The organism is Chryseobacterium koreense CCUG 49689, from assembly GCF_001045435.1.
Taxonomy (GTDB): Bacteria; Bacteroidota; Bacteroidia; order Flavobacteriales; family Weeksellaceae; genus Kaistella; species Kaistella koreensis.
Map to the genome: position 1 here is coordinate 73,097 of NZ_LFNG01000006.1, position 23,867 is coordinate 96,963.

The following is a 23,867-nucleotide window of genomic DNA, read 5'->3' on the forward strand; positions in this document are numbered from 1 at the left end:
TTATTTTCTTAAACCAAGTTCCGCAATAATCGCTCTGTATCGTGCGATATCTTTTTGCTTAAGGTAATCCAAAAGTCTCTTTCTTTTACCTACCAGTTTCACCAAAGATTTTTCAGTGTTGAAATCCTTTTGGTTTTTTTTCAGGTGTTGAGATAAGTGATTGATTCTGAAAGTGAAAAGGGCTACTTGTCCTTCTGCGCTTCCTGTGTCTGCATCAGACTTTCCGTGTTTTGCGAAGATTTCTTTCTTCTTGTCAGTTGTTAAGTACATTCCAATATTATTTTAATGATTATTATGTAACGGCTGCAAAATTACAACTATTTTCTTAATTCACAAAGTAGAATTTGGATCGGGGAAAAAAGAAAAGAACGAAATTTATATTTCCCCCATCTCATTTTTTATCAAAATTTTCTATTTTTACACGGTCTATTAAAATAAACTATGGAAATTTTTCGCGACCAGCAAAGCCTTCGAAACTATATTGAAAGACAGAAGGAAATGGGAAAAAAGATTGGATTTGCACCCACGATGGGAGCTCTTCACCTGGGTCATATCTCCCTGTATGAAGCGGCCGAAAAAGAGAACGATCTGGTAATTTCCTCCATTTTTGTGAATCCCACACAGTTCAACAATCCCACAGATCTGGAAAAATATCCCAGAAATATAGAAAAAGATATCGAAATTTTGAAGGATTGTGGATTCGTGGATGCGGTTTATATTCCGGAAGTGAGCGATATTTATCCTGAAGGTTTGAGCAGTCAGCAATATGATTTTGATGGTTTGGAAAATGAGATGGAAGGCAAATTCCGCCCGGGACATTTCGACGGAGTTGGCACGGTGGTTGAAAAATTGTTCCGCCAGGTAAAGCCGGACAATGCCTATTTTGGGGAAAAAGATTATCAGCAGCTGGCCATCATCAAAAAACTGGTTGAAAAACAGAATCTTCCGGTTCATATCCACGGAGTACCTATCTATCGGGAAAAAAACGGGCTTGCGATGAGTTCTAGAAATGAAAGATTGAGTCCACAGCAAAGAGAACCCGCGAAACTCATCCACCAGACTCTGGTCAAAGTCAACGATTGGTTCCGAATCATCACCATTCCCGAAATCTACAGACGGGTTCAGGAGATCTTCGAAGACCAAAAAGAAATGAAGCTAGAGTATTTCGAAATTGCCGATGAAGACACTTTGAAAGAAACCGACTTTTTTTACCAGGACAAAAAGTACCGCGCCTTTATCGTGGTTTTCGTGGGAGACGTGCGTTTAATAGACAATATGCACCTTACTTAAAAAGCCAAAAGCTTCCTGGTCAGAAAGCTTTTGGACACCAAATCACAAAATATTAATATGAAAAAAATTTACTCCTAGAAGTAAATTGTGACCTGGCTGGGATTCGAACCCAGGACCCATACATTAAAAGTGTATTGCTCTACCAGCTGAGCTACCAGGTCTTAATTATGATGAATAATTAAGCATTAATAAATTCGGAAATCAGACGAAAGAAAAATTATTCATTTTTAATTCTTCATAATTCCTGAAAGAATTTGTCGTGCCTGCGACTGGACTCGAACCAGCACATCCATAGGAAACCACCCCCTCAAGATGGCGTGTCTACCAATTTCACCACGCAGGCAAAAAAAAACCGTAAATCTTACGGAATTTCTTTACTTGTGACCTGGCTGGGATTCGAACCCAGGACCCATACATTAAAAGTGTATTGCTCTACCAGCTGAGCTACCAGGTCTGTCACAAATTTGTAATTGATAATTCACAAATCTTGACTGACAAAGCGTCAAGTATTTATTTATCCATTAATTTTTGGTGGTGCAAAGATAAGTCTTTTTTTAAAATCTCAAAATTTTTTTAGAAATTTGTGAAAAATTCAAAAATGATCATTTCACTCATCGGATACATGGGAAGCGGCAAATCACACATTTCCAAACTATTGAGCCAGGAAATGGATTTGAAATTAATTGATCTCGATAAGGAAATTTCTTTGCAGTACAAGATGCCGGTTTCAGAAATTTTCGAAAAGAAAGGCGAGCTGTTTTTCAGACGGGCCGAACGCGAAAAATTGGAGGAAATCCTGGCAAAGGAAAAAAACTGCGTTTTAAGTGTTGGCGGAGGAACTCCGGCTTATTACAACAACATGGAAATCATCAACCAAAACACGGAAAGCGTTTTTTTGCGCACCTCTGTCGGAACTTTAGCTAATAGGCTTGCAAGGCAAAAATCGAGACGGCCTATAATCGCAAAAATTAATGATGACGACCTGCCAGAATTTATAGCAAAGCACCTCTTCGAGAGAAATCACTTTTACAGCAGGGCAAAATTCACGGTGGATACTGACCACAAAAACCCTGACGAAATTTCCTCCGAAATCCGGGCACTTTTTAATCCTCGTTAGAATCCTCCAAATCGCTGAAGAAGAAATCCCAATCGGTATTTTCCAAAGTAAGCTCATCGGAGGTGAAATCCTCCAAATCTCTTCTGTCTTTTTTGGTGGGCCTTCCCTCTCCTTTCGTTCGGTAATAATCCTGAGACATTTTCCTCAACCTCAAAATCTCGTACTGTTCTTTTTCCGTTCGATCCTGGATATGCAGTGGAACCAGTTTTGCGCCGATTCTGCTTTTGGGGATTTCCAAAATCTTTATTTGGTAATCGATCTGGTTTTTTCTGATTTTAAGGAGATCGCCGATTTTCACTTCTTTGGAAGATTTTACAACCTGGCCGCCCACAGATACCCTGTTTTTCTTAATTTCATCGGCTGCAATGCTTCTGGTTTTGTAAAAGCGCACACACCACAAAAATTTATCTATTCTCATATTTTATTTATACTTTTGCCGTATTAAAAAAATCTCAGCAATTTAATGATAAAATTGAATATGAAAAAGACAATCTTACTCCTGATTTTGGCAACAATCTCAGTGATTTCATGTAGAAAAGACGACCCCACTTCTACTGAACCAGAAGTAAGCATAGAAACTCAAAACACATACGACGATCAAGCCATAGTAGAATTCCTGAAGACGCACTACCTTGATGCAAGGGGAAATGTAAAGGATTTTGTGGAAACCGACACGGTGAATACTAAATTATTTGACCTAAATCCGGTTACCCTGCCTTCTGGTGTGGTTTATGTAAAGAAAGCAAGTTCACAACCAGTTCCCGGCACCGAAATCGGTGACAAAGACAGCTTGAGGCTGATGAATATCGCAACCACCTATGTGGCACAAAGTACAGATGGCAAAGTGAAATTCGGTTCGTCTTATCCATTCAGAAATACAGTTTCTACAGGAAACCCGGAAGTTGACCCTGCTTATTACTATGTGAAAAACTCAGTATTAGCAGCTTTTAATACAAAATATGGAACCAGTTATGACCATTCTTATTATGAGATTGAAGGATTTCGGGAGGCACTCCAGAAATTCAGAGCCTTTGACATTCCTGATGAAGACAACTACAATCTGCAAGGTGTGATCATTGTTCCATCCAGAGCAGCATTTGCCAGAGATCCACATTTTAATTATTCTAATATTTCCTTCAGGAACAGAAGCTTCATCTTCAATTTCCAGGTTTATAAAACCACACCCAGGGTTATTCCCTGATCAGGACTAAAACCGAAAAGCTTGAAAAATTCTTTTGATAAATTTAAAAGCAACCCTAGTCCGGGTTGCTTTTATTATTATCTTTGAATCATAATTTTGAAGTCATGGATATCAATTTGGAAAAGTTAGAACTTATCGAAATGCTAATGAATACCGACAAAATATCTGTTTTAAAAAAAATTAGAGCAATTTTTCAGAAGGAGGAAACTACCTTTTTATCTGAGGAACAAATCAAAATTGTTGCCGAAAGAAGAACAGAATATTTAAGTGGTGAAGGGGTATATTTCAGCTACGATGAAGTGAAAAAGAGAATCGAGCAAAAGATTTCCTAAATGGAATATCAATTAATTTTTAGGGATAAAGCAGTTTTTGAAATCGAAGATGCGTATGAATTTTATGAAATGAAATCAAAAGGGTTGGGGAAAAAATTCATTGAAACTGTTAAAGAATATTTAGACAAAATCGAAGAAAACCCTGCCCACTTTCAGAAGAAATTGGGTGAAGTTCGTGAAGCATATATTAAAAAATTCCCATTTGTCATTGTCTATGAAATTCATGAATTCAGGATAGTAATCTATTCGGTTTTTCATACCAGCAGAAATCCTAAAAATAAAAATTAAAAGCAACCCTAGTCCGGGTTGCTTTTGCTTTTTAAAAAGGTAAGCATTTACGCCGCTCTTCCGCGGGTTACTAAATTAACAATTGCCAGCAAAATGATTGCTCCAACTGCTCCGGTAAGAATCTGGCCGATAATTTCTGTACCAAAAGTGGTTCCCAATAACCAATAGCCGATGAAACCGCCCACAATTCCGACAATAATATTGCCAATTAAACCTAAACTTCCGCCCCTAAAAATCTGAGCGCCCAACCATCCTGCAACTGCACCGATGATTAATGTCCATAAAATTCCCATAATAATATTTTTTAGTGATTTGACAAATTAAAATTCCAATTTTATGCCAAGCGTAAAATCAAACCAACTGAAAGTTCATCATATCAACCAAAACTATCTTAAAGAATTCCAGCGTTTTTCCCTATCTTTGCACACGAAAATTTAAAGAGATTAAATATTAACGCACTCAATACGGAGTGCAAAAGACAGTTTTATTTTATGAATGCTCCAGAAGCAATTATTGAAAAATTTCAGTTGAAAGACGGGAGAGAAATCTCCATCGAGACAGGACGGCTCGCAAAACAGGCAAACGGTTCTGTGGTCGTAAAATGTGGCGGAACGATGCTTCTTGCAACAGTTGTAGCCAACAAAGACGCCAATCCGGGAGTGGATTTCCTTCCGCTGACGGTAGATTACAGAGAAAAATTCTACGCAGGAGGTAAAATTCCGGGCAATTTCTTCAGAAGAGAAGCAAGACCTTCCGATGAGGAAATTTTGACCATGAGATTGGTGGACCGGGTTCTACGTCCGCTTTTTCCGGAAGATTTCCACGCTGAAGTTCAGGTGATGATTTCCCTGATTTCCTATGACAAAGAAGCCATGCCGGAAGATTTGGCCGGTTTAGCGGCATCTGCAGCCATCGCAATTACGGATATCCCTTTCAATGGACCTATGTCCGAAGTGAGAGTGGTGAGAATCGACGGTGAACTCTCTGTGAACCCAAGTTTCGAAAATCTGAAAAAAGCCGACATCGACATCATGGTAGGCGCAACGAAAGATTCCATCGTGATGGTGGAAGGAATCATGGACGAAATTTCGGAAGCGGAAATGATTGAAGCGATTCAATATGCCCACGAAGAGATTAAAGTTCAAATCGCTGCCCAGGAAAGATTGGCGGAAAGAGTGGGAAAAGCATTCCCAAAAAGAGAATATTCCCACGAAAACCACAACGAGGAAATCCGTGAAAAGGTTTGGAAAGAAACTTACGAAAAAGTTTACGATATAGCGAAAACCCCTTCCGCAAAAGAAGAAAGACATGATAACTTCGCTGCGGTTTTGGAGGAGTTCCTTTCGCAGTATTCAGAAGAAGAAAGAGCGGAAGTAGAGCCGTTCGCTAAAATATACTACCACGACGTAGAGAAGGAAGCTATGCGACAAATGATCCTGAACGAAAAAGTTCGTTTGGATGGTCGTGATCCGCAAACAATTCGTCCGATTTGGTCAGAAATCGATTATCTTCCGGGAGCACATGGTTCTGCGATTTTCACGAGAGGGGAAACTCAATCGTTGACCGCGGTAACTTTAGGCTCCATCAAAGATGCAAACATGGTGGATTCGGTGGCATCTCAATACGATCAAAAGTTTTTCCTGCACTACAATTTCCCGCCATTCTCCACCGGTGAAGCAAGACCTTTGAGAGGAACTTCGCGTAGAGAAGTAGGTCACGGAAATCTGGCTCAAAGAGCGCTTCAAAACATGATTCCTGTTGAAAATCCTTACACCATCAGAATCGTTTCCGATATCTTGGAATCCAACGGTTCATCTTCAATGGCGACGGTTTGTGCGGGGACTTTGGCGCTAATGGATGCCGGTGTGCAGATCTCAAAACCGGTTTCCGGAATTGCGATGGGATTGATTACTGATCCAAAATCGGGAAAATTCACCGTACTTTCAGACATTCTTGGTGACGAAGACCACCTTGGAGACATGGACTTTAAAGTCACAGGAACAGCTGACGGAATCACCGCTTGCCAAATGGACATCAAAATCCAGGGATTGACAATGGACATCATGACGACTGCCTTGAACCAGGCAAAAGAAGGAAGGTTGCATATCCTAGGAGAAATCCTGAAAACCATCGATAAACCAAGAGCCGATGTGAAACCACACGCTCCGAAAATGGAAGTTCTGGAAATTCCAAAAGACTTCATTGGTGCGGTAATCGGACCTGGTGGAAAAATCATTCAGCAGATGCAGAAAGATTTCGAAACCGTGATTGCGATTGAAGAAATTGGCGAAATCGGAAGAATCGAGATTTCCGGAGTGAGCAGAGAAAACATCAACGCAACCATTGCAGCGATCAACGAAATCACTTTCGTACCGGTTGTAGGAGAAGTTTACAAAGGAAAAGTGGTGAAAGTAATGGATTTCGGCGCATTTGTAGCCATTGCAAAAGGAACAGAAGGACTCCTCCATATTTCCGAAATCGAATGGAGAAGACTGGACAAAGTTCCTTACGCGGAAGGCGACGAAGTGGAAGTGAAATTCATGGGTTATGATGACCGCAAGAAAATGAAACTTTCCAGAAAAGTGCTTCTGCCAAGACCTCCAAGACCTGAAGGCGACAAACCAAGACAGGACAGACCGAGAAATGGGAATGGTGAAAACCAAAAGCCACAGAATGAAGGTGAAAAATAATGCTTAAATAATTTTGCCAATCCCGTTTTGGGATTTGCGAAAATTGATAGAAGTCCCGCTTTTAAGCGGGATTTTTGTATTAGAAGACACCTTTTGAAATCTGAATCGATTTTAAATTTTCTAATGCTAAAAAGCATCAAGAGTAAGCGTGGAAAGTTTTCGAAGAGCTATCATTGAACCTGGTAATTTTATTTGCTCACCATGTGGAAGGAATCCGCCTGATGTAGTTTTGCAGGTCCATTATTAAGAAAATTTCGCCTCGGATTCAAAAGAGTGAAACTAGGTTAAAAGCCAATGAAAAAACCCTCCCGGAGTTTAAATATCCGAAAGGGTTCTGTCTTTAAATATTTCTAGGATTTGAAATCCCGGAAGGATTAATTCAATTATAGCTGCTCAAACCTCGCCTGGAAAAACCTCAAATATTTAGGTTCGTAAATCATTTTCAAACCTTTGATCTGGTTTCTTCTTTCATAAACTCGCGCGGTAGATTCGGCGATCACGTCCATGTGGGCTTGTGTATAAACTCTTCTTGGAATGGTAAAACGCACAAGTTCCAATTTTGGGTGATAGTTTTCACCTTTCGAATTTCTTCCGGCTGAAACAATTCCTCTTTCCATGGTCCTGATTCCGGCATCCAGATAAATTTCTGCAGCTAAAGTCTGCGCCGGGAAATCATCTTGGTTGATGTGGGGCAAAAACTGTTTTGCATCCACAAAAATTCCGTGTCCGCCAATTGGTTTCACAACCGGGACTCCGAATTCCCGCATTTTGTCACCGAGGTAAATTACCTGTCCGATTCTGGCTTTCATGTGCTCATCCTGAACACTTTCATAAATCCCGATTGCCATCGCCTCCATATCTCTTCCGGCCAAACCGCCATAGGTGTGCAAACCTTCATAAACCACGACCATATTTCGGGCTTCTTCGAATTTGTCAAAATCATTCAAAGCCAAAAATCCTCCAATATTGACCAACGCATCTTTTTTTCCGGAGAACGTAGCTCCGTCTGTGTAACTGCAGATTTCTTTCACGATTTCCGCGATGGTTTTCAGTCGGTAACCTTCTTCTTTTTGTTGGATGAAATAGGCATTTTCAGCAATTCTGGTCATATCGAGCATGATTTTGATGCCTTTTTCATGGGTGTATGCACGAAGTTCTTTCAGGTTCTTCATGGAAACCGGTTGCCCACCTGCAAGATTTACGGTAACTGCGACACAGATGTATGGAATTTTTTCAGCACCATATTCCTGAACCAGTTTTTCAACTTTGCCTAAATCCACATCACCTTTGAAAGGATATTCCGAATTGGAATCGTGTGCTTCGTCGATAATTACATCGTGAAAGACGGCTCCTGCCAGTTCCTGATGCAATCTAGTGGTGGTGAAATACATATTTCCGGGAACAATATCGCCGGGTTTAATCATGATTTGCGAAAGTATATTTTCCGCACCACGACCTTGATGGGTTGGAACCAAATATTTATAACCATATACTTCGTAAACCGCTTTTTCCAGATTGTAATAGTTTTTACTTCCTGCATAAGCTTCGTCGCCACGCATCATGCCGCTCCACTGTTCGTCACTCATCGCGCTGGTTCCGGAATCGGTTAAAAGGTCGATATATACATCTTCTGATCTCAGCAGAAAAGTGTTGAAACCGGCGTCTTCCAGTGCTTTTCTTCTTTGTTCTGGGGTGGTCATTTTCAAAAGTTCCACCATTTTTATTTTGTAGGGTTCTGCCCAGCTATCTCTTTTTAGTTGCATTTTTTTGATTTTAAATTTTAAACATAATAAATAGTTGGATATTCAGCTGAAAATCCATGTTGTCCGAAAATGTAAAATCAAATCAGGTGGGTTTGCGCAGAAATTTCTTATAGAGCAGCAACGAAAATATATCGAAAGTACTTTCGAAAAATTTTAAGAAGTGTAGTTCTGCTGTTCCCATAAGGTTTGAAACTGAACAAATTTAAGGAATATAATAACATAGATTTTGTGATTTGCGTCATAATATTGACCTCATTCCACAAACAGGATTAAATAAAAATAAAATGATAAATCGAGCAATTTTGCGAAAAACCATGTTGGTACCGTACCACAAATTGCGGGAAACATTGAAAAAAAAACGGATAGATAGATCGGCTTCAGAAAAACCAAAAGAATCAAATCACTTCAATGAAAAATATTGAACTAAAAACTTCACTTCTGTGGGTTCTTCATATTGCTGCATGCCTAAAATTTCCATTAAAAAGCTTTCCATTTTAAATAAAAAAATCAATTTGTTTGAAAAAAGGGTTTTTTCACTACTATTTATTGATGTGGTTCTTTCTAATTTTATGGGCTGAATGTATTGAACATCATTAGAAAAAAAACCAACAAAAAATTAACAGCCATGCCGACAAATCCATTAGAAACAAGAATTAAAGAAATCCAGAAAAAACTTTCCGTCACTGAAACAGGTATTTTTGACTTAGCAACCTGCAATCAACTTGAAATACTTTTAGGGGGTTTAATCACCGACTTCAACCTGGAAGAAAAAAAGAAGAACATCCAAAGATTACTCGGCTTCACCGGAAAAGCCATTGACGGTATTTTTGGAGTGAACACCACCACCAAAATTGAAATGTTCCTCACCGAAAAACTGCCCGTAATCCCTTCCGGAGCTAGAATGATCGTTTCAAAAAAATCGCTTGAGCTGGTTATTGAAAGTGAGATCAGTTCACGGGCATCCTATAATTCCAAATACAAATTCCCGATTTGGCCGCAAGGAAACAGCGGAATCACCATCGGAATCGGTTATGACCTGGGATATGTTACCAAACAACAATTTGAAAAAGACTGGAAAAATTCGGTTAGTGAAAATAAACTCAACATGCTGAAAAACGTGATCGGATTAAAAGGCGATACGGCAAAAAATGCATTAAATTCATCATTAAGACAGATCGAGATCCCTTATGACGATGCTATATCGGTATTTTATGTATCCTCTGTACCGACTTATGCGAGAGAGACGGCCAATGTTTATCCCGGCATAGAGCTTCTTCCTCCGGATGCTCAAGGAGCGTTGCTTTCGCTGGTTTACAACCGCGGCGGTTCACTGGTCGGCGACACCAGAATAGAAATGAAGAATATCGCAGGACTGGTCAAGTCGAAAAATCTGCCTGGAATTGCCAATGAAATTCGCAAAATGAAAAGACTGTGGCAAGACAAACCCAATATGCGCGGACTCCTTCTGAGGCGGGAACGCGAGGCAATCTTAGTTGAGAATGCAAAATATTTTGTCCGGACTCAAGATTACATTTTCGCTTAATTTTTCAAGTAAAAAAAATAATGATGAATATTTACGATTTTTCTGAAATACTGTATTACATTGGCGAAGATGATGAAGGAAAGGAGCTGGTAAGCAAATTGAATGCCCTGAAAGCGCAAAACAAAACTTATTCCGACGTTTATACGAAGGATAAAGATGACAGCAGGTTTCAATTTGCCGAGCTGGTACAGGAAGGCGGCGGAACATTGGGAATTTCCTTGGTAGGATTCTGTTTTGTGCTGGAATTTCTGGGCATTCGTTTTCTCCGGCTTGCAGGAACTAGCGCAGGCGCCATCAACACCTTGTTCATGGCTGCTTTAGGAAAAAACAAGGAATGTCCTGCAACTCCCGAACTCTTCCAGATTGTAAAAAACATGGATATGTTTTCATTTGTGGATGGTCACCGGATCGCAAGACGTGCGGTCAAAAGCATTATTTCTAAAGATGGCTGGTTACAGACCACGGTTTTCATCTTTGTGGCATTGGTGCTATTTCTAATGGTTTTATTTCCAATACTTCACATTTTCGATCTTATACCAAGTGCTACATTTTGGGTTGCACTTGGAATTTTGGCCCTATTTGTCGCCATCAATGTCTATCTGTACATGCGTTTTAAAAAGGCCAATTATGGGGTTAATTCAGGGAGCATATTCCTGAAATTCCTGGTCGAAAATCTGCAAAAAAAAGGTATATCCAGAAAACTCCAACTGGACCGCATCGCAAAATTTGTAATCAATGAAGATGGTACCGTGGAAGGAAATTCAAATTATCAATTCCTGGCCAGGAGCGAACACGTAGATGAAAATCAGAACATCATGGATGTCCTGAATGAGCAATACCATACCAATTTACAAAGTGTCTTCACCCTAAAGAACCTCACTGCAGACTACACCTTTATTACGGTGGATATTTCATCCGAAAGGAAAATTGAATTTCCCGCACAGGCCGGACTTTACTGGAGTAATCCCAATTTTGATGTGAATCCGGCGGTTTTTGTTCGCGCTTCCATGGCGATTCCCTTGTTTTTCGAACCTGTTATTCAGAAAATCGATCGCTCGGATCTCAAAATTGTGGAGAGCTGGGAAAAGATTTTTGTCTATCAAAATGAAATTCCAAATAAAGGAATATTTGTAGATGGTGGCTCCATTTCTAATTTTCCCATCAGCATTTTTCATAATCACAGGATCATCATTCCGCGGGTACCGATTTTCGGAATCAGAATAAATGACTCCAAACCAAACGCGGAAACCGAAATTAAAAACCTGGGAAACTATGCCGGAAGAATCTTAAACACCATGAAAAATAATTACGACAAAGATTTTCTCACCAAAAATAATTTCTACGAAAAATTCAGCATTGCAGATATCGACACCTATTTGACCAACGCAAACTGGCTCGATTTCAATATGGACGAGAAAACCAAAAGAGCACTCTTCCTAAAGGGGGTAGAATCAGCGATCAAATTTATGGACGAGTTCGACTGGTTTGACTACAAAATGAACCGCGCAAAAGTTTTTTTTGAAAACAACACCTAGAATCCAGAATTAATTGCCATTACCAAGAGCCGCTCTGGATTTCGCCAAAAAAGGAATGGAAATCACGCCCATTACAATCATAATGACAAGCTGCATGGTGTGCGAAATGAAAGCATAAGAAAGTCCAACTTCCGCACCTTCATCCGGGTTTTTCCCCATCGAAAGAAACAGAGCCATAATGCCTAATTTTAATGCAAGATGGAAAGCACCAATTCCACCTGAAGCCGGTACCATCATACCTAAAGTTCCCACCACAATGATGAAAAAACCATCCGCAAAGGTGAAGTTTGAAGTTTCCGGCAGCGCAAAACAAACAAGATAAGCCGCCAAATAATAGCAGATCCAAATCGCGGCGGAAAGCAAAATAAAACGAACTTTTTGTTTAAGCTTAAAAATCGAAGTCAGTCCGTGGAAAATTCCTTTGCCAAAATCTACAACCTTTTTGTAAATCGCAAACTTCTCCAAATTTTTCCGGAAAATAAAAAACAAAACACCCAGCAGCAGAACTATTCCCGCTATAATGACCAATTTATTTCCAGTTGCAGGTTCGGCAGTTTTGTTGTTTTCTTCAGTGACAAACTTATAAAATGAAACAATTGCACTGTATTTGAAAGCCATGGTCAATCCTAGAAACCCAAACATGCAGACCAAATCCACTACCCTTTCCAAAATAATGGTTCCGAAAGATTTCTCCACGGGAACTTTCTCAACTCCGAAAAGTGCTGTTGACCGGGCTAATTCCCCGCTCCTAGGAATCGTGAGATTCATCAAATACCCGAAAGCAATCGTCCAGAAAGAATTGGAATTTGATATGCGATAACCGAGTGGTTCAAGTAATAAGTTCCAGCGAATAGCACGAAACCAATACGCCAAAACCCCGAAAACTGCAGCTGCCAAAACCCAAAAATAATTTGCTTTGGCAAAATACCCGGCAATTTTTTGAAACTCCAATCCACGGACGGCAAGCCACATAAAAAACATGGCAATTGACAATGAAATGGCAATGGTGAGAAAGGTTTTTACGGAATTGTTCTTTTTGGCGGATTCCACAATTGAATTTTGAAGGAAAGAAATCCTAGGTTAAAAGGTTGGTTTTTTCGTCGGGAAAAATAATTTTTGGCTGAAAGGATTTCGCTTCTTCAGGCGTCATCTTTGCATAGGACATTATGATGATGATATCTCCTTTTTGAACGAGCCTCGCAGCAGGACCATTCAGACAGATTTCGCCGGATTTTCTTCTTCCTTTAATCGCATAAGTATCAAATCGCTCCCCATTGTTCACGTTCACGATAAAAACTCTTTCACCCACGATGATTCCGGATGCCTCCAGAAGTTCCTCGTCAATAGTGATGCTTCCAATATAGTTAAGATCTGACTCGGTGACGCGGACCCTGTGAATTTTCGATTTAAAAACTTCAATTAGCATGGCGCAAATTTAAAGCTTTTAATCAAAAAAGCACCAATAAATTAAATCCGGAAACGAACTTTGAAGTGTAAAAAGCCAAAATAACTACTTCTTGATGCAATTTGAAAGCCTATCGCTGCTACCAAACCGAAAGAAATCCACAAACATTTACAGCCAAATTAAATAATTCGCAATCTGAAAAATTCACAATAAAATTTACGAAAAAGTCCATTTTAAAAGCAATTGGCACAATCTTAGTATCTCCAAAAGGTTATAAAACCAAAAATATGAAATTTGCATATTTTTGTTAATTCAATGAATATTGTCAATTTTTGATTAATTTTTACGAAAAAGTTTGCACAATTTGAAAATTGTTTTAAATTTGCTTTTATAATAAACTAACCTTAATAATTACATTATGAACAAGTCTGAATTAATCGACGCAATCGCAAAGGATGCGAGCATCACAAAAGTAGCGGCAAAAGCTGCTCTTGAATCTTTTATTTCTAATGTGACAAGCACATTGAAGAAAAAAGACGGAAAAGTTTCTTTGGTAGGTTTCGGTACTTTCTCAGTAGCTGAAAGAGCTGCAAGACAAGGAATTAACCCTGCAACTAAGAAACCGATCAAAATTGCTGCTAAGAAAGTTGCCAAATTCAAAGCTGGTGCTGATTTAGCTGGAGCGGTAATGGGTGGAAAGAAAAAATAGTCATTCGCTAGACCTAAAAAATCAAACCCTGTCGAAAGACGGGGTTTTTTGATTTTAACACCTCAATAACTGCTTTTGAATTAGCTCAATCACTTTTCGGCACCATTCACTTATATCGGAAAAAAAGCCGCTTAAAACGCAAGCTCCATCATTCACCATTTCTCTTGCCGGAAGCTTTCAGAAGCTCCAACTTCATGGAGCGAGCCGAGAAATCTTCCAATCAAAATCTTCTTGGAGTTCGTAAATAATCCTGTCATGAAGACGATTTGGTCTTCCCTGCCAAAATTCAATTTCGTAAGGCTTTGCCAGATAACCACCCCAGTTTTCAGGTCGTGGGACTTCTTTTCCTTCAAATTCGACTTCCAGATCTTTGAGTTTTTCTTCAAGGAATTCCCTGCTGGGAATAACCTGGCTCTGTGGAGAGACTTTTGCACCAAGTTGGCTGCCTTTTGGTCTGGAATGAAAATATCCATCACTTATATTTTCGGGAACCCGCTCCAGATCTGCCTTAATGATGATCTGCCTTTCCAGACTAGGCCAGAAAAAATGCAAACATGCTTTATGGGTTTGTTCGATCGCTTTTCCCTTTCTGCTCTCATAATTGGTATAAAAAACGAAACCATCCCAATCGTATGATTTAAGGAGAACCATTCTGGTTCTTGGGCAGCCGTCTTTCTCCAGGGTAGAAACCGACACCGCATTCGCCTCCGAAATATTTGGATTTTCTTCAGCTTCCAAAAACCAGTCCCTAAATTGCTGCATGGGATTTTCCCTGACTTGATTTTCAAGGAGTTGAGATTTGTCGTAAACTTTTCGGTAATCGTGAAGGTTTTCCATTAATTTTTTTATTACTTTTGAATAAGAGGTTTTAGAACTCGTTATTACAAAGATGAATTACTCTTACAAAGGTAAAATATTAATTTCCACTCCTGATATTTCCGGCGACATATTTTCCCGCTCGGTGGTTTTGATCATTGACCACAATGAAAATGGCGCTTTCGGCCTGATTCTAAATAAAAAGAACAACAATATAAGTGCCCGACTTTTAGATATTTTTGGGTTCAATATAGATGTTTACGAAGGCGGACCGGTGGAAAATGACAAAATTTTCTTTATTTGCAAATCCCAAAAAGTCACGGAAAATTATTCCGACATTACTGAGGAGTTCTACCTTTCTGAAGATGTAGAAAACGTGGTTGCAGCAATTTTAGACCAAAGAATTTCGGTGAGCGATATTAAAGTTTTTTCCGGATATTCAGGTTGGGCGGCACACCAGCTCGAAAGTGAGATCCACCGAAAAATGTGGACCGTGGTGGATGTTTATAATTTGGATTACACCTCCCCGAATGATCAAAACCTCTGGAAAAACATCATGCAGAATCTTGGCGGAGAATATCTTCTTTGGGCAAACTCGCCAGAAGATGTTTCCATGAATTAATGCTGAATCGCGGAAAAATCTAAATCAGTAACTTTAACAAAACTTTAGCAACCCACCACATAATTTGTACTGAAAGTTCTCGTTTTCATAGTAACATAAAAAAACTAAAACCCGGTAAATGACCTTTTTGTTGTTTATCGGGTTTGTCAATTTTTGGGAGCGTGTAAAGAAGCTGGAAAAGCCTAAAAAAATCAAGATTCCTTAGACTTTATTACTGTAAATTAGATTTCCATTTTTCGATCATTTCGCCGAAACGATCTTTAGAAAAGGTTTTATTTCGGATTTTCATCACAGGGAAGATTCCTTTTTCATCGGAAATCATTAGGATCTCGTCAGCCTTTTGGGATTCAAAGCCTATCATCTCGCTTAATTCAATCAATGCCAAATTATTGTTGTGAATAAATGTGATAAAGCTTTCCATTAAGGGCGAAATCAAGGCACCTTCTGACTGTTTCGGGATTTTTATGGTATTTCCGTTCAGGAAAAGGAGATTGCCATAAATTGATCGGGCGATCCGTTTATTTGGATTTTGCAGGATGACATCGTCCAAATCATTTTCCTGGGCATAAATTTCAGCATAGACATTTTCCGGACAATGCACCCGAATACTACTCAGAAGATTGGTATTGACGTTGATTTCCTTGATCATATCCATTTCGAATCCCCTTTGCAGGGATAGTATATCTGGAATTTCATCTACATTAAAAAAAAACGCTACTTCCGCTTTAGACGGCAGCAATTCGGTGGAATTTCGGTAGGCCATGAAATTGATGATCCCGCTTGAAATTCCTTTGTCAATGATTTCAGCTTGGAATAATTCCTGAAAAAATTCCAGGGTATAAGTCAGCGGAATATCCATCCGCATTTTCCGCATGGAGGACATCAGGAAAAAATAACATTCTTCGGCTAAAATTAGTTTTGAATTTCGGACAAAGAAAGATACCTTCACCGCATCTCCGAGAAGGAAAGCCCTGTTTATTTCCTGAAAATTTTCTGAACTAAAATAATTTTGCACTTTGCTTTGGATTTAGCTAAAAAAATAATGAACGAAAAACTCGTCCATCATGTTTGTTCGTTTATAGATCAAATTATGCGGCTCCCAGTTTGATCTGCAGGTTTTCTATAAGATTTTCCCAGTAGAGCTGGTTTTCATTTTCGTCTCCGGGATCGCAAAAATCGGTTATATTTAAAGATAAATCCTCTGTAATGTCATCAATCACAATGGTCATTTCAAAGAAATTTTTGGTTCCCTCATCTTCTTCCCAGCGGAAACGAACGAAACTTTCCGGTTTGTATCGGATCAAAGTGGCTTTCTCAGAAGGACCGTTATTCCAACTGAAGAAAAAATCATCTCCCTTTTCTACTACCTCATCCGCAAACCATTCAGAAAGTCCTTCCGCACTCGCCATATATTCATATAAAATCTCTGACTGACAGTGCATTGGGAATTCGTAGTGCACTTTCGTTTTCGCCATATTGCTCACTTTTTTATGTGCCGCAATATATAAATTTAATTTTGATTTGTACAAACTATTTGAACTAAAAACGAAGAAAAGCGGATGGAAAAACATGATATTTGATAGGATTCGCTGGTAACTCCTGAAAAGATCGCTTTGAACTTTTATGGCGTCTTGACAAGTCACCAATTCTGGCTCATTTCAGGAGCAAAAAGTCAAACTCACCTTGGGCCGGAAACCAAAAAAAACTCCCCAAATTGGGGAGTTCCAAATTGTATGTAAAAAGGAATTACTTCAATTCTACTTCTGCACCAGCTTCTTCCAATTGCTTTTTCAAAGCTTCTGCCTCATCTTTAGAGATACCTTGTTTGATTGGAGCAGGAGCGCCATCTACCATATCTTTTGCTTCTTTAAGACCTGCACCTGTTAAATCTTTTACCAATTTAACTACAGCCAATTTAGAAGCTCCAGCTGATTTAAGGATCACGTCGAATTCAGTTTTTTCTTCAGCAGCTTCTCCAGCTCCTGCTCCACCTGCTACTACTACTGCAGCGGCAGCTGGCTCGATTCCGTACTCATCCTTAAGGATTGCAGCTAATTCGTTTACGTCTTTTACTGTTAAGTTTACTAGCGTTTCAGCTAAATTTTTTAAATCTGACATTTTGTAATGTTTTTGTTGTTGAACGATTTATTTTTGTTTTTTTGAGTAAATCTCAGGTTGCTTTCGGCTTTTGGCTTCCGGCGGGTTGAATAATTCAAAGATTATTCTGCAGCGGGAGCTTCTCCTTCTGCGGTTGCTTCCGGAGTTTCCGGTGCGGTTTCTTCTGCTGGTGCTTCTGCTTCAACCACTGGTGCTTCCACCGGTTCAGCTGCAGCTTCTGCTTTTGCTTCTACAGTTTCAGGCTTGTTTTGCAATGCGCCAATAACTCTCTGAATTGGTGACTGAAGCAATCCGATGATTTCTCCGATCATTTCTTCTCTTGACTTGATGTTTGCCAACATCTCAAGGTTGTTGTCTCCAACATAGAAAGTTTCCTGAAGGAATGCAGATTTCAAAGCTGGTTTCACCTCTTTCTTTCTGAAATCTCTGATCAGTTTCGCAGGTGCGTTTGCTGTTTCAGAAATCATGATGGCAGAGTTTCCTTTGAAAGTTTCGAACATTTCAGAGTAATCAACTCCTTCAATCTGCTCCATTGCTTTTTGAAGCAAAGTGTTTTTTACAACTTTTACCTTAATGTTTTGCTTGAAGGCAGCCCTTCTGAAATCTGAAGATTTCTGAGCGTTTAACCCTTCTAGATCTGCTACATAAACTACTTTTGCATCCTGAAGCAAATCTTTAATTTCTTGTATTGCTACAACTTTATTTTCTTTAGTCATTGTCTTAAGGATTTAAATTAGTTTACAGATTTTGTATCAACTGAAATTCCAGGACTCATGGTAGAAGACAAGTAGATTGACTTCACATAAATTCCTTTTGCAGCAGTCGGTTTCAACTTGATCAACGTCTGAATTAATTCAGATGCGTTCTCCTTGATTTTGGCAGCGTCGAAAGACACTTTTCCGATTCCTGCGTGGATGATTCCGTATTTATCAACTTTAAAATCAATTTTACCTGATTTCACTTCAGAAACAGCTTTTCCGATTTCCATCGTTACGGTTCCTGATTTTGGATTTGGCATCAAACCTCTCGGTCCCAAAATTCTACCCAATGGACCCAATTTACCCATTACGGCAGGCATTGTCACGATAACGTCAACGTCTGTCCAACCTCCTTTAATTTTATCAAGATATTCATCAAGACCTACATAGTCTGCTCCCGCTTCTTTAGCTTCAGCTTCTTTGTCTGGAGTAACTAAAGCAAGAACTTTCACATCCTTACCGGTACCGTGCGGAAGGGAAACAACTCCTCTTACCATTTGGTTTGCTTTTCTTGGATCAACTCCCAATCTAACCGCCAAATCTACAGAAGCGTCAAACTTCGCATAGTTCAGTTCTTTTACCAAAGCAGAAGCTTCGTCTAAGTTATAGACTTTGTTCTTCTCCAGTTTGCTTGCAACTTCTTTTTGCTTTTTCGTTAATTTTGCCATTTCAATAAGTATTAAGCGTTAGTTGGTTTAGTTCCTGTCACTCTCAATCCCATAGATCTTGCCGTACCTGCAACCATAGTCATTGCTGAATCGATGTTGAAGCAGTTAAGGTCTGTCATTTTATCTTCTGCGATTTTTTTAACCTGATCCCAAGATACAGAACCCACTTTAGCTCTGTTTGGCTCTCCGGAACCCTTTTTCTGCTTAGAAGCATCTAAAAGTTGGATTGCAGCAGGAGGAGTTTTGATAACGAATTCAAAAGATTTGTCTTCGTATACAGTAATTACTACCGGCAAAACCTGTCCTGGCTTGTCTTGAGTTCTTCCGTTAAATTGTTTGCAAAACTCCATAATGTTCACACCTGCAGAACCCAAAGCTGGACCTACCGGTGGAGAAGGGTTTGCTGCCCCTCCTTTCACTTGGAGTTTAACCATTTTAAAGACTTTTTTAGCCATTTTTTTGTTTTAAGATTTTTTAATTTATGAATGTGGAAGCATTTATAAATCAGCAAAATAGATTATCTCACCTTTCTACTTTACTTTTCGGACTGCAAAATTAAGAAATATTTTTAATTCCACAAGTGTAAGATGTTGATTTTTAGAAAGAATTTTTAAATTAATGGGATTCATGATCCGTTGCACCACTTTTTAATTACCGGTCAAGTTAATTCAGTGTTTTCACGGGTGTCTCTGCGTCTTTTCACCCAGCAAAACAACGTGTTTTCACCCAGATAAATCAGGCGTTTTCACTGGTTTTCCCAACCACACTTCATCATAAATTTGCACAAATACCTGATGAAAGCATTTGGAGTTTGTGATGAAAAAAATTTCTATTCTATTGACGTTAATTCTTGCCGGATCCATCATCTTCGGCCAAGCTTTAATATCTGAAAATTTTGAAAACTACCCATTGGGAAAATTTGAAAAACAGAGAGGCTGGGAAAGAGAAGGAGGAAATCCCGACCAAATAAAAATAGTGAACTTGCCCAATCAGACCAACGGAAAATCACTCCAGTTTGACCGCTCTACCCTAGATGAAATCGGCTTGCACAAAGCTCTTCCTTGGTCTTCCCGAAGTCCTGGAAATAATATTTTGAAAGTGGATTTCAAAATTTTTTCTGGCCGGGGATTTGGTAAATCCGCGATTCAAGTATTTGCCGACGGAATTACACGCTACAAAGTAGGTGAACTGGTCTATTTTGCGAGCAGTGGTTCATTCCTATTCCGAAGCCAAAATATGGATCCCAACGGAACAATAACATTTTCCAACGTCGAGGAAAACAGATGGTACGACTGCACCATGACTTATAATTCCAATAATGGCCAGTCCTACATTGTGATCGAGGGCGCCACTTTCGGTCCATTTTCAGATGCCGCCGGAAAATCCCCAGACAGATTTCAGTTTACTTCCGATCCATTTGACGGACTTCATACTTTGAACTTCGATGATTTAAAAGTTTCCGCAATCAATCAGCTTTCGGCTTCCACCGAGAATGGGATTTCGCAGACCACGGTTTTTCCAAATCCGGCAAACGATCTCTTCACGATAAAAACAGACAAAGGAATTTCCCAAGTATTCCTATTCGATCATGACGGAAGAATGGTGGCAAGTTCAAACTCCAAGGCAATGAATTTATCGGGGTTGAATTCTGGGATTTATATTCTAAACATTAAATATACCGATGGAAAACACGAAAGCATGAGGATCATAAAAAAATAATCCATTTTTTTAATCTATTTTAGTATTTTTGAGAGAGCTGCAATCTTATGGGTTGCAGTTTTTTAGGCTAAAAAATTCGATCAAAATTTGGCGCCGAATCGATGTCAACTTACCGACCTTCATCATAATGTAAGTCTAAAATCCTTTGAATTTTAGCTTTTTCAAATGGAGTGATTTTCTTCCACACAAAACCGTCTCTAAAATCTGGACCTTTCAATTGCGGAAAAATTCCTGCATCGAGATATTGCTGGACAAAAGAGGGAGAAATAGCAGGAATCGGGGTATCAAAACTAAATGGATAATCTTTGACCACATTAAACTTCAGGTTTCCGATCTGGTGATTTTCAAACTTTTTCCATTCATAGACAGCCGGTGAACAAAACTGAGTCGGAACGAAACCACCCATAAAACCGCTCATCTTAAAACTCGGAAGTTGAGATTGGAAATATTTTGGAAAACAAAAAAACAGACCAAAAATGAAAGTTAATATCGAAAAAATCAGCAGCGAGCCGAACTTTGAAATCCGCTGCCAAAAAACCACAAAGAAAATCACGAAAAACACATCGATAAAAAACCGATACTGTGCCGAGAACCATAAAACCATAATAGTTTTCAGCAAAATAGAAATGAAAATGAGCCAAACAAGTTTTGATTTTCTTAAAATAGAAAATAGCAGAAATAGCGCTAAACTTACCACAAAAAGCATATGGATTTTACCTTTGATCCCATCCAAAAAAAGCCAGTTTTTGATGTAATCCATTGTAGAAAATTGCCGGATCTCTTCCACAGTATATTGCAAATCATAGGTTTTAAGAATCGCCATATCTGATGATTTTGCCAAAACAACGGAATTAGGCGCCCAACTAAAACCAAAGTCAGGAAACGGCACGGGGAAAATTGGAAACCCAAAGGTCCAAATGTTCTTGAATAGGAATAAAAATAATAAGATTTTTCCCGGCAAGAATACTCTCAAACCAGACCGCAACATGAAGACCGAATATAAAAAGCTCAATACAGGCAGCCAAATCATGGTCGGTTTGACCGCAAATATAAAAACGGAAATCAGGAAAAGCACTGAAGAATCCCTATATCCAAGGAAAATCTCATTTAATACGATCAGTGAAAAAACGAGCATCGGCAAATCCGGATTTGGAGATTGTGCGAATAAAAACAAAATTGGCAGGAAAACAAGATGAATCCAAGATTTTTTCTCGAAAATATAAATCAGGAAAATGACAAGGATTACCGCATTGAGCCTTAAAAAAGAGTCTGTGAAATTTGAAAAGCCCGCCTGCAAAATATGCCAAAAAGACATTTGTCCTAAGAGTAAATCCAAATTCGAAATTCCCTGGACCAAACCCACTTTTGAAAGCCAACTGATTGTGGGAACATAATAACCGAAATGGTCTAAAATAAATGGATAGAAAGATCCGAAAAATAGAATGATGGCCGTTACCGATAAAAATATACTTCTATGATTAGGAGCAAATTGCAAGATTCCGCGATATTCTTTAAAATAAAAGAAGGCCCAAAATCCAAAGACCAGAAAAGGGATCTCGACAAAGATGTTTAAAGGAACAAAAAAAGCCATCAAACAAAAAAGGGTTGAAATAGACAGGGTTCCCAAAATCAACTTTAAGGAAATCCCGTCAACCTCGATTTTAAATAAACTGCAAGAAACCCGCCCGAATCCGAGAAAAACGGGTATTAAGACAATTGCTGAAAAAAGAATAGAAAGCACAGCTATTTTATAAACGGAACCGATTTTTTCAGCACCCCATCTACTTTCAATTCGCAGATATAATTTCCCTTTTTCATTTTCAGGTGTTCCACATCAATTTTTTGAATATATTTTCCATAGCCTTGATTTTCTCTCAAAACCTGGCGAACCAATCTTCCGGACATATCGTAAATATTGATCTCAACCAAAGATGACGCGTGAAGTTTGTAGGAAATATAGGCTTCCTTATCTACCGGATTCGGGTAAAAGTTGATGTTTTGATCGGTTACATTTTCAACCGTTTGCAGAATATTGCTATCAAGAATTTTAGCGGTCACGATTCTACTGCTTCCACCGACTCGGTCTCCCCAAATTGCGTGAATCACCCCATTTCTGGCGGCAATATTGGTGTAATCACCAAAAAAAATGCTTGGATTGGGAGTGAACGTGGTTTGGTTTATTTTAATATTGACGAAAGTTTGACCTCCATCGGTGGACCGCGCAAGATACACATCTGTTTGATTGTCGCTGTAACTTCTTCGGTCATAGAAAACGAAATATAGGTTTCCATTAGACTGATCGATGGCCATCCAAGTTAGGAATTGCTGCTTTCCGGAATTATCATTATTTACTTTGGTGGGTGTACTCCAAGTATTCCCGCCATCAATTGATTTACTCAAAAAAATATCGGTGTTATCGATACCGTTTCTTTGATCACTCCAATTCACATAAATTGTGCCGCGATTAGGTCCATTGCTGATGTCGCAAGCCGTAATCGGAAGTCCATTGCTGCGGTCGAGTCCCGGAATCGAAAAATCCCACCCTCCGGGAATATCGGCAATTTTAATATCATTAGTGAGCCAGGTATTTCCCCCATCCAGGGAGCGGTCAAAAACCAAACCAGCGGGTCCTGCCCACGAAACATAGATTTCGTTGTTTGGTCCAATCGCGGGAACGGCTCCTTCCACGGTATTGTCTTGATCCACACAGTCTCCATCGATTTGGTTTATTTTAATGGGTGTGCTCCATGATGTGCCGCCATTGGTTGATTTTGAAAACAGAATGGAAGATTTGTCATTGGGATTTGCACTGCCATAGGAATCAAATTGAGTCCAGGTCATGTAGAGGTTATTGTTACTGTCTGCTGCAAGCCATTGCTTATCATGCTGTTTCCCGTTGAGTCCCACATAGCTTCCGTTATCATAGGTTGCACCACCATTGGTTGATTTCTGAACCACGATCCTGTCCAGCCAAGAACCGGAACTTGGATTAGAAAGATGCGCAAAAAATAAATTTCCGGCATTATCAAAAACCAAAGCCGGATCACCCCAAACTCCATAAGTTGAACTTAAGGATTTTAAAGTCCAATTCAAACCGCCATTTGTGGAATAGTAATAATTATTGATATTGGCACCCGCAACCAAAATATTGGGATTGGTGGGGTGAATTGCGATCGATGGTTCAGTAGGCGTTCCGGAATGGATAACCACGTTCTGCTGCGCCAGAAAAAAACCAATGGATAAAAATGTAAACAAAAATGGAAGCTTCATAGCAATAAAAAAAGATTGCCTAA

At 39.2% G+C, this 23,867-nt stretch carries 26 protein-coding genes and 3 tRNA genes; 11 read left to right on the top strand and 18 right to left on the bottom strand.

The window, feature by feature from the left end:
• The gene (gene rpsO, locus ACM44_RS05085) at nucleotides 1-270 is read right to left on the bottom strand and encodes a 30S ribosomal protein S15 (RefSeq protein WP_048498984.1); all 270 of its coding nucleotides are present in this window, start codon (nucleotides 268-270) and stop codon (nucleotides 1-3) included.
• Nucleotides 271-441: 171 nt separating this feature from the next.
• Here rpsO and panC point away from each other — a divergent pair, with 171 nt between their 5' ends.
• Nucleotides 442-1,290, top strand: coding sequence for a pantoate--beta-alanine ligase (panC, locus tag ACM44_RS05090; protein ID WP_048498985.1), 849 nt, complete (start codon nucleotides 442-444; stop codon nucleotides 1,288-1,290).
• Nucleotides 1,291-1,378: 88 nt separating this feature from the next.
• On the opposite strand, the gene ACM44_RS05095 is transcribed toward panC, so the two are convergent.
• The 3 genes from ACM44_RS05095 to ACM44_RS05105 form a co-directional block, all read right to left on the bottom strand.
• Nucleotides 1,379-1,451: transfer RNA gene (locus tag ACM44_RS05095), tRNA-Lys, on the bottom strand.
• A 99-nt stretch (nucleotides 1,452-1,550) separates the two neighbouring features.
• Nucleotides 1,551-1,633: transfer RNA gene (locus ACM44_RS05100), tRNA-Leu, on the bottom strand.
• A gap of 38 nt (nucleotides 1,634-1,671) precedes the next feature.
• Nucleotides 1,672-1,744, bottom strand: a tRNA-Lys gene (locus tag ACM44_RS05105).
• A 144-nt stretch (nucleotides 1,745-1,888) separates the two neighbouring features.
• Between ACM44_RS05105 and ACM44_RS05110 the strand changes: the two genes are divergently transcribed.
• Nucleotides 1,889-2,407, top strand: a complete 519-nt coding sequence (locus tag ACM44_RS05110) for a shikimate kinase (protein WP_048499172.1) — start codon at nucleotides 1,889-1,891, stop codon at nucleotides 2,405-2,407.
• Here ACM44_RS05110 and ACM44_RS05115 read toward each other — a convergent pair.
• Nucleotides 2,394-2,825, bottom strand: coding sequence for an RNA-binding S4 domain-containing protein (locus ACM44_RS05115; protein WP_048498986.1), 432 nt, complete (start codon nucleotides 2,823-2,825; stop codon nucleotides 2,394-2,396). The genes ACM44_RS05110 and ACM44_RS05115 overlap by 14 nt on opposite strands.
• 60 nt (nucleotides 2,826-2,885) lie before the next feature.
• On the opposite strand from ACM44_RS05115, the gene ACM44_RS05120 reads away from it, so the two are divergent.
• The 3 genes from ACM44_RS05120 to ACM44_RS05130 all read left to right on the top strand — a co-directional run bounded on the left by ACM44_RS05120 (nucleotide 2,886) and on the right by ACM44_RS05130 (nucleotide 4,228).
• Entirely contained in the window at nucleotides 2,886-3,608 is a 723-nt protein-coding gene (locus tag ACM44_RS05120) for a hypothetical protein (protein ID WP_048499173.1), read from the top strand.
• Between the two features lie 104 nt (nucleotides 3,609-3,712).
• Complete coding sequence (locus ACM44_RS05125; protein ID WP_048498987.1) at nucleotides 3,713-3,940, top strand: hypothetical protein; 228 nt, start codon at nucleotides 3,713-3,715, stop codon at nucleotides 3,938-3,940.
• Nucleotides 3,941-4,228, top strand: coding sequence for a type II toxin-antitoxin system RelE/ParE family toxin (locus ACM44_RS05130; RefSeq protein WP_048498988.1), 288 nt, complete (start codon nucleotides 3,941-3,943; stop codon nucleotides 4,226-4,228). It abuts the gene before it with no gap.
• Nucleotides 4,229-4,275: 47 nt separating this feature from the next.
• Here ACM44_RS05130 and ACM44_RS05135 read toward each other — a convergent pair whose 3' ends face one another.
• Nucleotides 4,276-4,521 (bottom strand): GlsB/YeaQ/YmgE family stress response membrane protein, encoded by a 246-nt coding sequence (locus tag ACM44_RS05135; protein WP_048498989.1) that lies wholly within the window; start codon nucleotides 4,519-4,521, stop codon nucleotides 4,276-4,278.
• A gap of 198 nt (nucleotides 4,522-4,719) precedes the next feature.
• On the opposite strand from ACM44_RS05135, the gene ACM44_RS05140 reads away from it, so the two are divergent.
• The gene (locus ACM44_RS05140; protein WP_048498990.1) at nucleotides 4,720-6,918 is read left to right on the top strand and encodes a polyribonucleotide nucleotidyltransferase; all 2,199 of its coding nucleotides are present in this window, start codon (nucleotides 4,720-4,722) and stop codon (nucleotides 6,916-6,918) included.
• Nucleotides 6,919-7,301: 383 nt separating this feature from the next.
• Here ACM44_RS05140 and ACM44_RS05145 read toward each other — a convergent pair whose 3' ends face one another.
• Nucleotides 7,302-8,681: a tyrosine phenol-lyase gene (locus ACM44_RS05145; RefSeq protein WP_048498991.1), complete on the bottom strand. Its 1,380-nt coding sequence runs from the start codon at nucleotides 8,679-8,681 to the stop codon at nucleotides 7,302-7,304.
• 625 nt (nucleotides 8,682-9,306) lie between these two features.
• On the opposite strand from ACM44_RS05145, the gene ACM44_RS14845 reads away from it, so the two are divergent.
• Both ACM44_RS14845 and ACM44_RS05155 read left to right on the top strand, forming a co-directional pair.
• Entirely contained in the window at nucleotides 9,307-10,224 is a 918-nt protein-coding gene (locus tag ACM44_RS14845) for a lysozyme family protein (RefSeq protein ID WP_152669301.1), read from the top strand.
• Between the two features lie 20 nt (nucleotides 10,225-10,244).
• Nucleotides 10,245-11,759 carry a patatin-like phospholipase family protein gene (locus ACM44_RS05155; protein WP_048498992.1) on the top strand — a complete coding sequence of 505 codons (1,515 nt, stop codon included), beginning with the start codon at nucleotides 10,245-10,247 and terminating at the stop codon, nucleotides 11,757-11,759.
• A 9-nt stretch (nucleotides 11,760-11,768) separates the two neighbouring features.
• Here the strand turns inward: ACM44_RS05155 and ACM44_RS05160 are convergent, their stop codons facing one another.
• A complete protein-coding gene (locus ACM44_RS05160) occupies nucleotides 11,769-12,809 on the bottom strand; it encodes a lysylphosphatidylglycerol synthase transmembrane domain-containing protein (protein ID WP_048498993.1) in 1,041 nt (346 codons plus the stop codon).
• A 25-nt stretch (nucleotides 12,810-12,834) separates the two neighbouring features.
• Nucleotides 12,835-13,185 (bottom strand): aspartate 1-decarboxylase, encoded by a 351-nt coding sequence (panD, locus tag ACM44_RS05165; protein ID WP_048498994.1) that lies wholly within the window; start codon nucleotides 13,183-13,185, stop codon nucleotides 12,835-12,837.
• 397 nt (nucleotides 13,186-13,582) lie between these two features.
• Between panD and ACM44_RS05170 the strand changes: the two genes are divergently transcribed.
• Nucleotides 13,583-13,873, top strand: a complete 291-nt coding sequence (locus tag ACM44_RS05170) for an HU family DNA-binding protein (protein WP_048498995.1) — start codon at nucleotides 13,583-13,585, stop codon at nucleotides 13,871-13,873.
• Nucleotides 13,874-14,065: 192 nt separating this feature from the next.
• Here the strand turns inward: ACM44_RS05170 and pdxH are convergent, their stop codons facing one another.
• The gene (gene pdxH, locus ACM44_RS05175; protein WP_048498996.1) at nucleotides 14,066-14,710 is read right to left on the bottom strand and encodes a pyridoxamine 5'-phosphate oxidase; all 645 of its coding nucleotides are present in this window, start codon (nucleotides 14,708-14,710) and stop codon (nucleotides 14,066-14,068) included.
• 52 nt (nucleotides 14,711-14,762) lie between these two features.
• On the opposite strand from pdxH, the gene ACM44_RS05180 reads away from it, so the two are divergent.
• Nucleotides 14,763-15,311 (top strand): YqgE/AlgH family protein, encoded by a 549-nt coding sequence (locus ACM44_RS05180; protein ID WP_048498997.1) that lies wholly within the window; start codon nucleotides 14,763-14,765, stop codon nucleotides 15,309-15,311.
• A 211-nt stretch (nucleotides 15,312-15,522) separates the two neighbouring features.
• Here the strand turns inward: ACM44_RS05180 and ACM44_RS05185 are convergent, their stop codons facing one another.
• The 6 genes from ACM44_RS05185 to rplK form a co-directional block, all read right to left on the bottom strand.
• Nucleotides 15,523-16,326, bottom strand: coding sequence for an aminotransferase class IV (locus ACM44_RS05185; RefSeq protein ID WP_048498998.1), 804 nt, complete (start codon nucleotides 16,324-16,326; stop codon nucleotides 15,523-15,525).
• Nucleotides 16,327-16,399: 73 nt separating this feature from the next.
• Nucleotides 16,400-16,786 (bottom strand): START-like domain-containing protein, encoded by a 387-nt coding sequence (locus ACM44_RS05190; protein ID WP_048499175.1) that lies wholly within the window; start codon nucleotides 16,784-16,786, stop codon nucleotides 16,400-16,402.
• Between the two features lie 271 nt (nucleotides 16,787-17,057).
• Nucleotides 17,058-17,429, bottom strand: coding sequence for a 50S ribosomal protein L7/L12 (rplL, locus tag ACM44_RS05195; protein ID WP_048498999.1), 372 nt, complete (start codon nucleotides 17,427-17,429; stop codon nucleotides 17,058-17,060).
• A gap of 101 nt (nucleotides 17,430-17,530) precedes the next feature.
• Complete coding sequence (rplJ, locus tag ACM44_RS05200; protein WP_048499000.1) at nucleotides 17,531-18,145, bottom strand: 50S ribosomal protein L10; 615 nt, start codon at nucleotides 18,143-18,145, stop codon at nucleotides 17,531-17,533.
• 17 nt (nucleotides 18,146-18,162) lie between these two features.
• Nucleotides 18,163-18,855, bottom strand: a complete 693-nt coding sequence (rplA, locus tag ACM44_RS05205; RefSeq protein WP_048499001.1) for a 50S ribosomal protein L1 — start codon at nucleotides 18,853-18,855, stop codon at nucleotides 18,163-18,165.
• A gap of 11 nt (nucleotides 18,856-18,866) precedes the next feature.
• Nucleotides 18,867-19,310 carry a 50S ribosomal protein L11 gene (gene rplK, locus ACM44_RS05210; RefSeq protein WP_048499002.1) on the bottom strand — a complete coding sequence of 148 codons (444 nt, stop codon included), beginning with the start codon at nucleotides 19,308-19,310 and terminating at the stop codon, nucleotides 18,867-18,869.
• A 382-nt stretch (nucleotides 19,311-19,692) separates the two neighbouring features.
• On the opposite strand from rplK, the gene ACM44_RS05215 reads away from it, so the two are divergent.
• Nucleotides 19,693-20,574, top strand: a complete 882-nt coding sequence (locus ACM44_RS05215; RefSeq protein WP_160303964.1) for a T9SS type A sorting domain-containing protein — start codon at nucleotides 19,693-19,695, stop codon at nucleotides 20,572-20,574.
• Nucleotides 20,575-20,683: 109 nt separating this feature from the next.
• On the opposite strand, the gene ACM44_RS15935 is transcribed toward ACM44_RS05215, so the two are convergent.
• Together ACM44_RS15935 and ACM44_RS05225 are read right to left on the bottom strand one after the other, a co-directional pair.
• Nucleotides 20,684-22,315, bottom strand: coding sequence for an LIC_10190 family membrane protein (locus ACM44_RS15935; protein ID WP_048499004.1), 1,632 nt, complete (start codon nucleotides 22,313-22,315; stop codon nucleotides 20,684-20,686).
• Nucleotides 22,316-22,317: 2 nt separating this feature from the next.
• Nucleotides 22,318-23,829, bottom strand: coding sequence for a T9SS type A sorting domain-containing protein (locus ACM44_RS05225; RefSeq protein WP_160303966.1), 1,512 nt, complete (start codon nucleotides 23,827-23,829; stop codon nucleotides 22,318-22,320).
• Nucleotides 23,830-23,867: the final 38 nt, after the last annotated feature.